The organism is Arachnia propionica, assembly GCF_003859805.1.
Lineage (GTDB): Bacteria > Actinomycetota > Actinomycetes > Propionibacteriales > Propionibacteriaceae > Arachnia > Arachnia propionica_C.
This window is the reverse complement of the sequence record NZ_RQZG01000002.1, coordinates 44,864-58,522: the sequence shown is the minus strand read 5'-3', so window position 1 is coordinate 58,522 and position 13,659 is coordinate 44,864. Positions and strand designations below refer to the sequence as shown.

11 protein-coding genes are annotated in these 13,659 nt (G+C 68.9%); 6 read left to right on the top strand and 5 right to left on the bottom strand.

The window, feature by feature from the left end:
- Positions 1-2: 2 nt before the first annotated feature.
- A complete protein-coding gene (locus EII34_RS02885) occupies positions 3-914 on the bottom strand; it encodes a DMT family transporter (protein ID WP_124842740.1) in 912 nt (303 codons plus the stop codon).
- A gap of 51 nt (positions 915-965) precedes the next feature.
- Entirely contained in the window at positions 966-3,080 is a 2,115-nt protein-coding gene (pknB, locus tag EII34_RS02880) for a Stk1 family PASTA domain-containing Ser/Thr kinase (protein ID WP_185711145.1), read from the bottom strand.
- 118 nt (positions 3,081-3,198) lie between these two features.
- Here pknB and EII34_RS02875 point away from each other — a divergent pair, with 118 nt between their 5' ends.
- Positions 3,199-3,816: a hypothetical protein gene (locus EII34_RS02875; protein WP_124842736.1), complete on the top strand. Its 618-nt coding sequence runs from the start codon at positions 3,199-3,201 to the stop codon at positions 3,814-3,816.
- Positions 3,817-3,838: 22 nt separating this feature from the next.
- On the opposite strand, the gene EII34_RS02870 is transcribed toward EII34_RS02875, so the two are convergent.
- Together EII34_RS02870 and EII34_RS02865 are read right to left on the bottom strand one after the other, a co-directional pair.
- Positions 3,839-6,217, bottom strand: coding sequence for an HAD-IC family P-type ATPase (locus tag EII34_RS02870; protein ID WP_124842734.1), 2,379 nt, complete (start codon positions 6,215-6,217; stop codon positions 3,839-3,841).
- Positions 6,207-7,283, bottom strand: a complete 1,077-nt coding sequence (locus EII34_RS02865) for a polyprenyl synthetase family protein (protein WP_124842732.1) — start codon at positions 7,281-7,283, stop codon at positions 6,207-6,209. The genes EII34_RS02870 and EII34_RS02865 overlap by 11 nt, the downstream gene beginning before the upstream one ends.
- A 24-nt stretch (positions 7,284-7,307) precedes the next feature.
- On the opposite strand from EII34_RS02865, the gene EII34_RS02860 reads away from it, so the two are divergent.
- Positions 7,308-8,189, top strand: a complete 882-nt coding sequence (locus EII34_RS02860) for a methylenetetrahydrofolate reductase (RefSeq protein WP_124842730.1) — start codon at positions 7,308-7,310, stop codon at positions 8,187-8,189.
- A gap of 1 nt (position 8,190) precedes the next feature.
- Here the strand turns inward: EII34_RS02860 and EII34_RS02855 are convergent, their stop codons facing one another.
- Positions 8,191-10,368 carry a HelD family protein gene (locus EII34_RS02855; RefSeq protein WP_124842728.1) on the bottom strand — a complete coding sequence of 726 codons (2,178 nt, stop codon included), beginning with the start codon at positions 10,366-10,368 and terminating at the stop codon, positions 8,191-8,193.
- A gap of 101 nt (positions 10,369-10,469) precedes the next feature.
- Here EII34_RS02855 and EII34_RS02850 point away from each other — a divergent pair, with 101 nt between their 5' ends.
- The 4 genes from EII34_RS02850 to EII34_RS02835 are packed head-to-tail and all read left to right on the top strand — an operon-like array spanning position 10,470 to position 13,654.
- Positions 10,470-11,270, top strand: coding sequence for a DsbA family protein (locus EII34_RS02850; protein ID WP_124842726.1), 801 nt, complete (start codon positions 10,470-10,472; stop codon positions 11,268-11,270).
- Positions 11,267-12,085, top strand: a complete 819-nt coding sequence (locus tag EII34_RS02845; protein ID WP_124842724.1) for a cytochrome c biogenesis CcdA family protein — start codon at positions 11,267-11,269, stop codon at positions 12,083-12,085. Before EII34_RS02850 ends, EII34_RS02845 begins: the two co-directional genes overlap by 4 nt.
- Before the next feature lie 2 nt (positions 12,086-12,087).
- On the top strand, positions 12,088-12,282 hold the full coding sequence (locus EII34_RS02840; RefSeq protein WP_124842722.1) for a hypothetical protein: 195 nt from the start codon (positions 12,088-12,090) through the stop codon (positions 12,280-12,282).
- A 19-nt stretch (positions 12,283-12,301) separates the two neighbouring features.
- On the top strand, positions 12,302-13,654 hold the full coding sequence (locus tag EII34_RS02835) for a DUF6138 family protein (protein WP_124842720.1): 1,353 nt from the start codon (positions 12,302-12,304) through the stop codon (positions 13,652-13,654).
- The last annotated feature ends 5 nt before the right edge of the window (positions 13,655-13,659 follow it).

The window sequence follows — 13,659 nt, the reverse complement described above, 5'->3', positions numbered from 1 at the left end:
CCTCAGCGCTTGAATTTCTGCCGCAGCTCCTGGACCACCTCGTCGATACGACGGCTGGAGGGTTTCGGCCAGGCGATGAGCAGCAGTGCCGCCACCACGATGCCTCCACCGATGGCGACGTGCCAGGTGAACAGCTCCATCCCGAAACCGATGGCGAAGACGGCGGCCCAGACCGGTTCGGTGCACATGATCACCGCCGTGGTGGTGGGTGGCACGTAGCTCTGGGCCCAGCTCTGCAGGAAGAGGGTGACGGCACCGCAGAAGATGCCGAGGTAGAGCACGGGAGCGGCCAGTTCCCAGGTCGTCGGGACCTGATAACTGGTGAAGGGGATCACCATCACAGAACCCGCGGCTCCGGTGAGTGCCTGGGCCAGGGTCAGGGACTGCACCGTCTCGGGGGTGACCCACCGTCCCAGCAGGACGATGTGGACGGCGAACATGACGGCACCGATGAGTGTGAGGACGGCACCGAACCCGAACCCACCCTCGCTGCTGTGACCCAGCGCCAGGATGGCGATGCCGGTGATCGTCAGCAGCACCGCGATCCAGGTCCGGGAGTTGGTGCGTTGCTTCAGGAACACGGCCGTGATGATGGCGGTGAACACCACGTAGCTGGCGGTGATGAACCCGGACAGCGACGGCGCGGTGTACTTCAGGCCGATGAGCTGGATCGCCAGGCCGAAATTGAACACCGCCCCCAGGATGATGCCCTGGATCAGGGTCCGTCTCTTCATCCTCAGGTGGGGCAGGAACGGGAAGAGCAGACAGAGCCCGGTCAACAGCAGACGAGAGATGGTCAGGCTCTCCGGGGACATCACCTCGTAGGCCCCCTTGGCCACCGCAACAGTTGATCCCCAGGCGGCTGCGGCCAGGAGCAGGGCGAGGGCGGGGAGCAGTTGGCGGTCCAGTTTCACCGGGCCATCCTAGATGATCCCGGCCTCGGGATGCGTCCTCGACGTGGCCGCTCAGCCCAGTCGCAGCTCCACCTCACTGCCCTTCGGCACACTGGTGCCCGCGGCGGGTTCGATACCGGTCACCCATCCCACGACGTTGCCGATGAAAGGGGCCTCGACGAAACGGGGGGTCAGCCCCGCATTCTTCATGATGCGTTCGGCATCCTCACGTTTCTTCCACTTCACGTCCGGCACCTCGACCATCTCCGGTCCGAGTGACCTGGTGATGGTGATGGTGCTGCCCCGGTACACCTCGCCCTGGTTGGGGGTCTGGGAGATCACCCGACCCGCGGGCACCGTCGGGGAGTGCTCCTCGGAGACCGAGACGTGCAGTCCCAGGCCCTCGAGCTTCTTCACGGCGGCATCCGCATCCCGTCCCTCGAAGTTCTCGACGGTGATCGGTTCGGGACCGGCGCTGACGGTGAGGTCGACGGTGGTTCTCGGGGGCAGGAGCGTACCCGCCTGCTCCGCGGTGGAGATGACATTGCCCTTGACCACGGTGGGGGACCACGCCTCGGTGACGCTGCCGACCCCGAGGTGGACCTCCTCCAGCAGGCTGCGTGCCTCGTCGAGTGACTTGTCGGTCAGATCCGGGACGGGGTAGCGCTCCGGTCCCCTGGACAGGGTGACCGTCACCTCGGAGCCGCGCAGGACGCGCTGCCCTCCGGTGGGGTCGGTGGAGATGACCTGTCCGGCGGGGACGGTCTCGGAGTAGGCCTCCACCTTCTTCGCCCTGAGATCGTTGGCGTCGATGGCGGCGACGGCCTGCTCGAACGTGACCTGACCCAGGTCCGGGGAGGTGGTGTATCGGCCGGAGGCCCACCACCAGGAGCCGACGGTGATCAGGACGGTCAGCAGCAGCACGGCCAGCACCAGGATGACGCCGCGCCGTCGCCGATGGACGGGATCGTTGCTGATGCTGAGATGCGGGAACAGCGGTGTGCGCTGTGAGGAGGCCGGTTCGGCGAGGTTCGGCGAGGTGGGGAAGGGTCGGCCTGCTCGTGGTGGGCGACCCGACCGGATCAGGGTGGTCTCGGTGGCGGGGGTGGAGACGATGACGGTCTCCGCCGTCGGTGAGACCGGCTCCGAGGTCTCCCGGTGGATCGCGGAGCGTCGGGCACGGTGCAACGTACGGGTTGGGACCTCCTTGAGGGGCCGGGGGCGGGGCTCCGGCTTGGGGGAGATCTGCTGTGTGGGGGCGTCGGGGTCCACCTGGGCGGGGCGCAGCTCGGCGGCCAGGTCGGGGTTGTGCTGGCCGGGGTGGTCGGTCAGTTCCTGACGGACGATGCGCAGCTTGTCCACCAGTTCCCGGCCGTCGCTGAGTCGACTGGTGTGGTCACGGGTGGTGCAGTAGGCCACCAGGGCGTCGATGTAGTCGGGGATGAAACCGGGGAGCTCCAGTTCCCGCAGCTTTGCCGACGGTGCGGGAACGTCACTGTTCACGTGCAGGTAGGCGATCTGGTAGTTGTTCTCGCCCACGTGGGGTTTGCGGCCGGTCAGCAGCTCGAAGAACAGGATGCCGGTGGAGTAGATGTCGCTGCGGGCGTCCGGTCGGGCGTGGGTGACCAGTTCCGGTGGCAGGTAGGATGCCGTGCCGACGAGGACCCCCGTCGCCGTCATCTGGGGGGAGTGCTCCTCCCGGGCCAGGCCGAAGTCGGCGACCTTGATCTGGCCGCGGGTGGAGATCAGCACGTTCTCGGGTTTGATGTCGCGGTGGACGATGCCGACCTCGTGGGCGGCCGCGAGTGCGGAGGCGATGGGGTCGAGGTAGTCGAGGGCCGTCAGGGGAGGCAGGGGCGCCTCTCGGCTGATGAGGCGTCGCAGGGTCTCGCCCTCGACGTATTCCATGACGATGTAGGGCTGGCCCAAGGAGATGCCCTGGTCGAAGATGCTGACGACCGCGGGGTGGCTGATCAGGGCTGCTGAGCGGGCCTCGCGGTCGAACTTCGCGACGAACTCGTCGTCCTCGCCCAGGTCGGCGCGCATGATCTTGACGGCGACGATCCGCTGCAGCCGCGAGTCACGTGCCCGGTACACCGTCGCCATGCCGCCGCGAGCAAGTTTCGCGAGGATCTCGTAGCGACCCTCCAGCACGTGGCCGACCATCGGGTCGAACGTACTGCTCATTGGCACCATTCCCAGTCGTACTCGTGCATGCTGACGCTGACCGTTTGGTCCGCTCAGAGGAAGTGTAGGGCCGTCGCAGCCCACTCGCTCACCCCGGCGCGCCGCATAGGCTGTTCACATGACTGCTCTCGTGAGTCTTCGCTCCCGGCTGCTGCTGTGTCGGCTCGCCGTGACCCTGCCGTTGGTCGAGGCCGCGTCCCGGTTGGAGGGGTTGGCCGGGGCCGGGGTCGATCTCGTCGTCACCACCAGCACCGTCGATGCGCAGGAGACCCACCGCCGTTGGCTGGAGCTGAACAGACAGTGGGGACGGCAGGTGCTGTTGGCCCACGACGTCCTGGGGGCCGGAGGGGATGTCATCGTCGCCACGGGGTGGCCGGGGCGACGGATGGCGCGACCTCACCCGTACACGTTGCTCGGCTGGCGGGTGGGGGACCGGCGGTCGGTGCGGGTGGAATCGCCCCATGACTTCCTGGTCCTCGACGGGGCCGCCCCCCAGCTCATCACAGCGGCGATGGTGAGCGATCCGCCGTTGTCACCGGAGGCGCGCCCGTGGTTCGTCGCGGGCAGGTTCTCACCCGACCGGGTGCAGCGGTTGGTCGAGGTCGGGGCACGGCGGGTGTTGCTGACGGGCACCCCCGGGCTCGACGAGGTGGGTGAGATCTCCCGCCTGCTCCGCGACTCCTGGCATGCCGACCCGAAGGGGCAGGGTTTCCTGGCCCAGGCCATCCGCTCCTGAACGGTCCTGCCCACCCCGGGCCTCACAGGCCGCTCTCAGCAGTCGGATCGGCCACGCGCCACAGGCGGGGTCGTTCGCCGCGCATGCGGGCGGTCAGCCACCAGGCGATCTCCACCAGCCCCGCCCCGATCAGGCCGGCGACCAGACCGACGGTCATGGTGCCCGGGTTCGACAGGTCCAGTCTCAGCTGCTCCTGGGCGAAGGGCAACAGGAACATGGCCGTGTAGAAGAGGTAGGCGAAGACCACCAGGCCGAGCCGCCACCACACCCACGGCCGGGCGACGACCGCCAACACCCAGGTGGCGGTGATGATCAGCGCCGCCAGAGCAGCCGTCGAGGACTGGACCCGTACGGCCTCACCGACCGGGCCGAAGCCGCGGGTCATGACGTAGGTCACCGTCGTCACCAGACCCACGACGATCCCCGACGGCACCGCGAGGGACAGCACCCGACGCACGAAACCGGGGCGGGCCCGTTCCTTGTTCGGGGCCAGCGACAGCAGGAAGGCGGGAATCCCGATGGTGAACCAACCCACCACCGTCATCTGCAACGGCAGGAACGGGCTGGGCAGCCCCATGAGCCCGATCGCCAGGGCCAACAGCACCGCGTAGACGGTCTTGGTGAGGAACAGCTTCGCCACCCGCTCGATGTTGCCGATCACCCGGCGACCCTCCGCCACCACATGGGGCAGGGTGGCGAACCGGTCATCCAGCAGCACGATCTGCGCGACGGCGCGGGTGGCGGCGGAGCCGGAGCCCATCGCCACACCCAGGTCGGCGTCCTTGAGGGCCAGCACGTCGTTGACCCCGTCACCGGTCATCGCGACGGTGTGACCGCGGCTCTGCAGCGCCCCCACCATCGCCCGCTTCTGCTGCGGGGTGACCCGGCCGAACACATCGGCCTCCGCCACCCGATCGGTGAAGGCCACCTCGTCGGTGGGCAGGGTCCGGGCGTCCACGGCGTCCGCCACCGAGACCCCCAGTGACCGGGTGACGGCCCCCACCGAGGCGGCGTTGTCACCGGAGATCACCTTGATGGCCACGTCCTGGTCATTGAAGTACGCGAGCGTGTCGGCGGCATCGGGGCGGACCGTCTGATCCAGCACCAGCAGTGCCGTCGGGGTCACGTCACCGGGGGCAGCCCCGTCATCGACCCGGACCGAGGCTCGACCCAGCACCAGCACCCGACGCCCCGTCGCGCCGATCTCCTCCGCCCGGGCGGCGATCTCGGCCGGGGCGAGCACGTCCGGTGCCCCCAGCACCCAGTCGCCGTGCCCCTCGAAGGACACCCCTGACCACTTCTTCGCGGAGGTGAAGGGGGCCCGTGCCACGACCGGCCACGGTGCCTCGGCGGTACCGAGCGAGTCCTTGATGGCCTGCATCGAGGCATTCGGGGTGGGGTCCGAGGCGGCCAGCTGCCGCAGCACCTCCCGGGACCGGGCCTCGTCCTCGGCCAGTGGGATCAGCTCGCCGAGCTGCATGGCGTTGCTGGTCAGCGTGCCGGTCTTGTCCGCGCACACCACGCTCACCCGGGCCAGACCCTCGATGGCGGGCAGCTCCTGCACCAGACACTTGCGACGGCCCAGCCGGATCACGCCGAGTGCGAAGGCCATCGAGGTGAGCAGCACCAGTCCCTCGGGGATCATCGGCACGAGGGTGGCCACCATTCCGAGTGCCGAATCCTTCCAGCCCTGACTCTGCTGCCCCAACTGCACCCAGACGGTCAACACCCCGGCCGGGATGAGCAGCCAGGTGACGAACTTCAGGATGGAGTCGATACCGGCGCGCAGCTCCGAGTTGACCAGGGTGAACTTCGCGGCCTGCGCGGTGATCTGTGCCGCATAGGCATCCGCCCCCACCTTCGTCGCCCGGTACACCCCTGACCCGGCGACGACGAAGGCCCCGGAGAACAGCTCGTCGCCCGGGCCCTTGGCCATCGGGTCGGCCTCGCCGGTCAGCATCGACTCGTCCACCTCGAGGTAGTCGGCCGTCTCGACCACGCCGTCGACCACCACCTGGTCCCCGGGTGACAGGGCGATGAGGTCGTCGATCACCACCTCGTCCCTGGGGATGGAACGGCGTTCACCGTCACGGATCACCACGGGGTGGGCCTCACCGATCACCGCGAGGTTGTCCAGGGTCTTCTTGGCACGCAGCTCCTGGATCATGCCGATGACGGAGTTGGCGATGATGAGCAGCGCGAACGCCCCCTGGATCAATTCCCCGGTCATCGCCACGATGACGAACAGGGCCGCCAGCATCGCGTTGACCCGGGTGAAGACGTTCGCCGAGATGATCTGCCAGGTGGTGCGGCCGGAGCGTTCGGGAAGGGTGTTGACGCGACCGTCACGGACGCGCTCGGCCACCTCGGCACTGGTCAGGCCCTGGATGTCAACGGTCACGGTGGATGGCCCGTTCTGCTAGCTGGGTGAGGGCCTGGACGGCCTCGGAACTCAGGTCAGCGGACCTCAGCTGCGCCAGGGCTTGGGCATGGCTCGCCTCGATCCGGGACTCGACGGCCTGGAGGGCGCCTGAGTCCATGATGATCCTACGTGCCCGGTCAATGCCCGCCGGATCTGTGGGATGCCCCAGGACGGAGAGCAGCCGGTCGCGGTCCGTGTCGTCGCTTCCCCCCAGCGCGGCCAGGACGAGCACGGTGCGTTTGCCCTCCCTGAGGTCATCACCCGCCGGTTTGCCGGTCACCTCCGGGTCCCCGAAGACCCCGAGGACGTCGTCGCGCAGCTGGAAGGCCTGACCGATGAGGGACCCGAAGGCCCCCAGCGCCGCGACCTGCGTGATCGTGCCCCCGGCCAGGGAGGCACCGAGCTGCAGGGGACGGGCCACCGAGTAGCGGGCCGATTTGTACTCCAGCACCCGTTCGGCCTGTTCCAGCAGCTGCTCCGGACTCCCCACGCCGGTGGCGTCGAATCCGGCTGCGACATCGACGTACTGGCCGAGCAACACCTCGTGACGCATCTCCTGGAGCACAGGACGGCCGCGCTCCAGTGCCTCGCGGGTCAACCCGGAGCTCTCGAACATCGTCACGCTGAGGTCGAACAGGACATCGCCGGTCAGGATCGCCGCCGCCACCCCGAAGGCCTCGGCCCGCTCCCCGCCGAGGGTGGCCGCGAAGGCACGGTGGGCGGCGGGCATTCCCCGCCGGGTGTCGGAGGCGTCGATGAGGTCGTCATGGACCAGCAGGGAGGCGTGGAGCAGCTCCAGGGAACTGGCCGCCCGGATCAGGGCCCCGTGGTCGTCGGGACGGGCCACCGCGGCATGCCCCCAGTAGCAGAAGGCGGGGCGCAACCGCTTCCCACCGGAGGTCGCGACGCGGGCCTGCTCCAGCACGGGAAGAGCGCCGATGTGCTCGGCCAGAGCGGTCCTGGAGTCCAGGAAGGTGGTGATCGCTGCGGCCACGGATTCGGTGAAGGCCGGGGCCAGCGGGTCGTCGGCAAACGGCGTGGGCATGGTCAGCACCCTATCCTTGTGGCCATGCAGTCCGTCGCCGATCTCCTGGCCAATTCCTCCTCGCCACTGCTCAGCTTCGAGTTCTTCCCACCCCGCAGTGAGGAGGAACGGCCCAGGTTCGACACCTCGGTGGCGAGGCTCGCCGCGTATCGTCCGGCGTTCTTGTCGGTGACCTACGGGGCCTCCGGGTCCACCCGCGACCGCACCGTCGCGGCGACGGCGGCCCTGGCCGAGACCCGGCACGCGACGGTGGTGGGACACCTGACCTGCGTCTCGCAGAGTCGTGCTGACCTCACCCGAACCCTGGAGGCGTTCCAGCAGGCGGGGGTGCGTGACATCCTGGCGATCCGTGGCGACATGCCGGGAGGACCGCAGCAGCCGTGGCGGCAGCACCCGGAAGGTCTCGGCAATGCCACGGAACTGGTGCGTTTCATCAAGGCCCACGGGGATTTCTGCGTCGGGGTGGCGGCCTTCCCGAACGTCCACCAGCCCGACAACGACCCCGAGCTGGACGCACGACTCGTGGTGGCCAAGGCCGAGGCGGGGGCCCAGTACGCCATCACGCAGCTGTTCTTCGAGGCCTCCCGATACGCGGAGCTGGTGGAACGGGTCCGGGCCCGAGGCTGTGACATCCCGATCATCCCGGGCATCGCACCGCTCACGGTCATCACCCAGATCGAACGGTTCGCGGCCCTGGCCGACTGTGAGCTGCCGGCCGACTTCGTGGCGGAGCTCCGGGCCGCCGAGGACCCGGCCGAGGTGCGACGCATCGGGCTCGCCCGCGCCATCTCCTTGTGCCGGGAACTGATCGACCACGGCGCACCCGGCCTGCAGTTCTTCACCCAGAACCGTTGGCAGGCCACCTCCGAGGTGCTGGAGGCCCTCGACTGGCCGCGCTCCGGCTGACTCAGCCCAGGGCGGACCGCCAGGTGGAGGAGTCGATGTCGAGGACCGTCATCCGTTGGGTGGCGCGGGTCAGGGCGACGTAGAGCACCCGTTCCCCGCCGGGGGCCTCGGCGACGATCTCGTCAGGGGCGAGCACCAGCACACCGTCGTACTCCAGGCCCTTGGCCTGCAGGGCCGTGACGACCAGCAGCCGGTCCTCCAGGGCCGCGAGCCGGGGATCGGACATGGTCAGGCGTTGCACCTCACGGAACCGCGACGGTGGCACCACGACGCCGATGGTGCCGCTGACGTGTCCGGCCAGGTCGATCAGCTGGTCCCGGATGGCCGGGGCCAGGTGGTCGGCATCGGTGCGGACCAGCCTCGGCTCCAGTCCTGTGGTCCGCACCGCCCTCGGCAGGGTGGCCTCCGGGAAGACCCGGGTGATGACCTTGGCCGCCAGGTCGAACACCTCGGCGGGGGAACGGTAGTTGGTCGACAGGGTGAAGCGCCGCAGGGGGGCACGTCCCACCAGGTCGTCGAGGGCCCGTTCCGCCTCCGTTGCATCGGGATAGGAACTCTGTGCGGGATCCCCGACCAGCGTCCAGGAGGCCTGCGGGCCTCGGCGACGCAGCATCCGCCACTGCATCGGGGTGATGTCCTGGGCCTCGTCGACGACGATGTGGGCGAAGGTGGAGTGCAGGTCGTCGGGGTCACTGACCCGTTCCCGACGCAGCACATCGGCGGTGGTCACCAGTTCCTGCACGTCGTCCAGGCCGATGAACAGCGGGTCCTCACCCGGCTCCTGAGGGACGGGACCCAGCATGTCGAGCAGTTCGTCCAGCAGCGCCATGTCGGCCACGGACCAGCCACGCACCCCGGAGTCGTCGGCCTGCAACCAGGCCCAGGAGTCCACCAGTGCTTCCCGTTGCGGCTGGGTCAGCTGCGGGGCGCACTCGGTGAGGATCTCGGGATCGGCCAGCCGGGCCAGCACCGTCGGGGCGTCGAGCATGGGCCACCAGGCGTTCATGAACATGGCGAAGGCAGGGTGGTCGCGGATGGTCTCGTCGATCTCCTCCGGCTCCAGGCCGACGTCGACGGTCAGTTTGTTGGCCAGTGCCCGCACGGCGGCGGTCTCGGCGGCGGCACGGCCGGGATTCATCCGCTGGCTGCCCAGCACGGTCTCCCTGATCCCGGCGAGTTCGATGGCGTCAAGGGTGAGGACCTCCCCCTTGACGGTCACCCGCAGGGTCTCCGAGGCGGGGATGAAGGGGCGGCGCACCAGACGACGCAGGATGCCCAACATCCGCAGCGACCCCTTGAGGGAGGCCGCCTCCGCCAGGTCCACACGTTCCGAGGCCATGCCGAGGGCATCGGCGGCGACACCACCGATGGAGCGCAGGGTCACCGAGTCCTCCCCCAGTCCCGGCAGCACCCGCTCGATGTAGTGCATGAACACCGCGCTCGGGCCCACCACCAGCACCCCACCCTTCTCCAATCGGGCGCGGTTGGTGTAGAGCAGGAAGGCCGCCCGGTGCAGGGCGACCACCGTCTTGCCGGTGCCGGGCCCGCCACCGATGATGGTGAATCCCTGGTAGGGGGCACGGATCGCCTCGTCCTGCTCGGCCTGGATGGTGGCGACGATGTCGCGCATGGTCCGACCTCGCGCCCGGGTCAGGGCCGCCATGAGGGCACCTTCACCCAGGATCGGCAGATCGGTCTCGGCCTCGGTGTCCAACAGGTCGTCCTCCAGGCCGATCACCTTGTCGTCGCGGCAGCTGAGGACACGCCGTCGGATCACGTTCATCGGGTTGGCCTGGGTGGCGCGGTAGAAGGGCTCCGCCGCGGGGGCCCGCCAGTCGATGACCAGCGGTTCGTACTCGTCGTCGCGGACCCCGAGCCTGCCGATGTAGCGGGTCTCCGGGAAGGTCAGGTCGAGCCTGCCGAAGACCAGTCCCTCGTGCTCGGCGTCGAGCACGGCCAGCCGTCTCGCGGCCTGGTAGGCGAAGGCGTCACGCTCGAACAGTGCGGTTCCGGCCTCTTCCCGGAGGTAGTCGGCGCGGTCGGTGAGGTAGATCTCGGCCCCGGTGCGGGCCAGGGAACGCGCATTGGCCGTCGAGGTCTCGAGGTGCTGGTAGACCCGGTCGATGTGGGCCTGCTCCAGGGCGAGTTCGGTCTGGAGGTCGGCGCGGGAAGTCGTCAACTGATGGTCCTCACTGGTGAAAAGGAACGACACATCTTACCCGGTTTGGAGCAGCCGCGAAGTGGACATACTCTCTTCAGACGTCCGAGGGGAGAGGAAACATGGCCAAAGAGACGGCACAGGAGACAGGCGACGTGCAGCAGGGGGACCCGGCGCGCCCGTGGAAGGTCGCGACGGCGGTGCTCGCCGTGCTGGCGGTCGCCGGGATCGCCGTGTTCAGCCAGCAGGGGCAGCGGACTGCACAACCGGCGGCGACGGCGACGGTGACGGTCACCGCAGCCCCGGGCGATCCCGCCGCCCCTGCCGATCCGACTGCCGCAGGGCAGACCACGACGTCGCAGGGCCAGCAGGAGGCGTTGCTGTCGCTGCCACGCCGCCAGGAGGGGGATCCGATGGCCAAGGGGCGCGTCGACGCCCCTGTCGTGATGACCGAGTGGGCCGACTACCGGTGCCCGTTCTGCTCCGTGTTCGGGGAGGAGACGCTGCCCAAGCTGCAGCCACTCATCGACGACGGCACGCTCCGCGTCGAGTTCCGTGACTTCGCGATCTTCGGCGACGACTCGGTCAACGCCGCTGCCGCGGCGCGGGCCGCGGGACAGCAGGGGCTGTTCTGGGAGTTCCAGCTGGCGCTCTACGAGGCGTTGCCGAACCAGGGTCACCCGCCGGTGGGTGACGACCTGGTGATGCAGATCGCTCAGCAGGTGGGGGTGGCGGACATGGCGAGGTTCGAGGCCGACTACCGCTCCGAGGAGACCCGGCAGGCAGTGCGCGCCGACAGCGCCGAGGCGCAGCAGCTGGGGGTCAGTTCAACCCCTACTTTCGTGGTGGGTGGTCAGGTGGTCTCCGGGGCCCAACCGATCGAGGTGTTCCAGCAGGTCATCGAGCAGGAGAGGGCCAGGTGACCCAGATCGGGTTGGCCGGGGCCTTCCTCGGTGGGCTCGCCGCCCTGCTCAGCCCGTGTGCGGCGATGCTGCTGCCGTCGTTCTTCGCCTATGCCTTCGGCTCCTCGAGGCGGACCCTGGTCGTCCGCACCGGGGTGTTCTACCTGGGACTGTTGCTGACACTGGTGCCGCTCGGGCTCGGGGCCGGGGCGCTGGGGGCACTGCTCAGCACGCAGCGCCACCTGCTCACGGTGATCGGCGGCGCGGTTCTCATCCTGCTCGGTCTGGTGACCGCCCTGGGGGTGCAGCTGTCGGTGCCGGGACTGCGCAGCGAGGGCGGCACGAGTGCCGTCGCGGTGCTGTTCATGGGAGCCGTCTACGGGCTGGCGGGGGCCTGTACCGGACCGTTGCTGGGGGCGGTGCTCACCTATGCCGCAGTCGGGGGGTCCCCGCTCTACGGAGGACTGCTGCTGGCCTGCTTCGGGGCGGGGATGGTGGCCCCACTGCTGTTGCTGGCCTCGCTGTGGGACGGGCTCGACGTCGCCCGCTGGCTCCGGCCACGCCCGGTGCGGCTCGGCCCGGTCACCACCTCCTGGTGGGGGCTGGTCTCAGGGATGCTCATGGTGGCCCTGGGGTTGCTGTTCCTGTTGACCGATGCCACGACGGCGCTCGGTGGGCTGCTCGGGGCCTCGGAACAGGTGAGGCTGGAGTCGGAACTCGGGCGGTGGAGCCTCGGGGTCTCGGACCTGGTGGTGATCCTGATGCTGGCGGGAGTCGTCGGGCTGCTCGTATGGTGGGTGACCAGAGGGCCGAGCAGGAGCGACACGAAGGAGTGATCATGGGTCTGGTCCACAACAGCTGTCAGGGGAAGTGCGACTGGCACCCGACGGATCAGGAGTACCACGACCAGCCGTTGTTCCGGTGCAGTGGCTGCCACAGTGAGTGGGCGCCCACTGAAGCCTGGACCCCGGTGGGCGCCGATGGCCGGATGACGCAGGAGGTCGAAGCGGCCAGGGCTGCCTGCCCCGGATGACCTCTGGCAGCATGAACCCATGAGTGACTACTTCGTTCGCGACGAGATCCACCGTGACCCCGTGGCCAAGGAGGCCTTCGACGCCGCGGTGGTGGCCGTCGAGAACGGCACTGCACGGCGTGTCACGTCGAAGCACAATGGAGCCGAGCTGATCCAGGTCGGGAAGCATCGGGTGCTGGGTGACGCCGTGCTGGATCACCGGCTGCGCCAGGCCACGGCAGCGGGTGAGTTCGCAGCGGCGCCGCTGTGGAAGTTCTCCGAGAAGATGCGGCGGCTGCTCGGCTGGGACGAGATGCACTTTGTCCTGGACATGTGGGTGGAACTTCGCATCCGTGACCCCTTCTTCCACAACATCGGCGACGACTTCATGGACCAGAACTGGGTGCTGAGGGGAGAGCCCGGTCCGGTGGACCCCGAGGTGCTGGACTTCGCCTGCCGGATCGCCGTCGGGCATCTCAAGCACGGCCCCAGCTGGTCCAGCGTCTCCGCGGAGCAGATCTTCGGTTTCGTCACCGCGCTGGGCTCCGACCTGCCCGCGAGGCTGAGGAAACAGGGCACCGGTGCGCTGCCCCCGGAGCTCGCCTCCCGCAGCGGCGACGGGTTCACCGCCAAGGCCAACGACGCCACCGCCGTGGTCCGGATCACGCTCAGGCGCGACGAGGAGGCGCTCCACGAGGCAGCGCTGCAGTACCTGGTCGAGCTGCTGGAATCCGGTCACTTCCCCCGCAGCTACGCCGTCGAGTTCCGCGGGCCGGTCAAGGAGTACCTGCCGTGCAAGGGGCTGCCCCGCAAGGGGATCAACCAGCTGTTCGCCTGCGCGGTGCGACACCTTGGGCTGCACGCCCTGATCGAACGCTACGCCCGGGCCGCGATGGTCGAGGACGAGTGGTACACCAACATTCCTGACGAGAACCCGGCGCTGCCCGGCACCTTCGCGGTCGTCGCGCTGGCCTGGGCGGATGTCTCCCACGTGCCCCTGCTGCTGGACTACCTCGGCCAGGTCGACGGCGAACACCAGATGTTGCACAACACCATCGTGGCGAACTACGCCGAACAGCACGGCTTCACCCGGGAGGCCCTGGCCTGCCTCGTCGAGTGCGCGTCCAACACCCAGGGCCTGCCGCACCGCAAGGTGTTCGCGCGTCTCATCGCGAACCCGGAGAGCCTGGGATGGCTCGCAGCCCTCAGGAGTGGCGATGAGACGGTGGCGGATCTCAGGGCACACATGTCGGAGAAGGAACGGATCCCGAGATTCGTCTGGCGTGAAGTGGTTCACGCCATCTGGGGCGATGACGGCAACAACCGTCCCGAGAAGATCATCGCCGCCGCCCCCGAAGACCTGAGGCACCACTACGAGGAACTGCTGAGCTGATTGAT

What these genes read in the sequence shown, in the direction of transcription:
- pknB (WP_185711145.1), bottom strand. Translation starts at nt 3,080, where the DNA reads ATGAGCAGTACGTTCGACCCGATGGTCGGCCACGTGCTGGAGGGTCGC.
- EII34_RS02875 (WP_124842736.1), top strand. Translation starts at nt 3,199, where the DNA reads ATGACTGCTCTCGTGAGTCTTCGCTCCCGGCTGCTGCTGTGTCGGCTC.
- EII34_RS02865 (WP_124842732.1), bottom strand. Translation starts at nt 7,283, where the DNA reads ATGCCCACGCCGTTTGCCGACGACCCGCTGGCCCCGGCCTTCACCGAA.
- EII34_RS02860 (WP_124842730.1), top strand. Translation starts at nt 7,308, where the DNA reads ATGCAGTCCGTCGCCGATCTCCTGGCCAATTCCTCCTCGCCACTGCTC.
- EII34_RS02850 (WP_124842726.1), top strand. Translation starts at nt 10,470, where the DNA reads ATGGCCAAAGAGACGGCACAGGAGACAGGCGACGTGCAGCAGGGGGAC.
- EII34_RS02840 (WP_124842722.1), top strand. Translation starts at nt 12,088, where the DNA reads ATGGGTCTGGTCCACAACAGCTGTCAGGGGAAGTGCGACTGGCACCCG.
- EII34_RS02835 (WP_124842720.1), top strand. Translation starts at nt 12,302, where the DNA reads ATGAGTGACTACTTCGTTCGCGACGAGATCCACCGTGACCCCGTGGCC.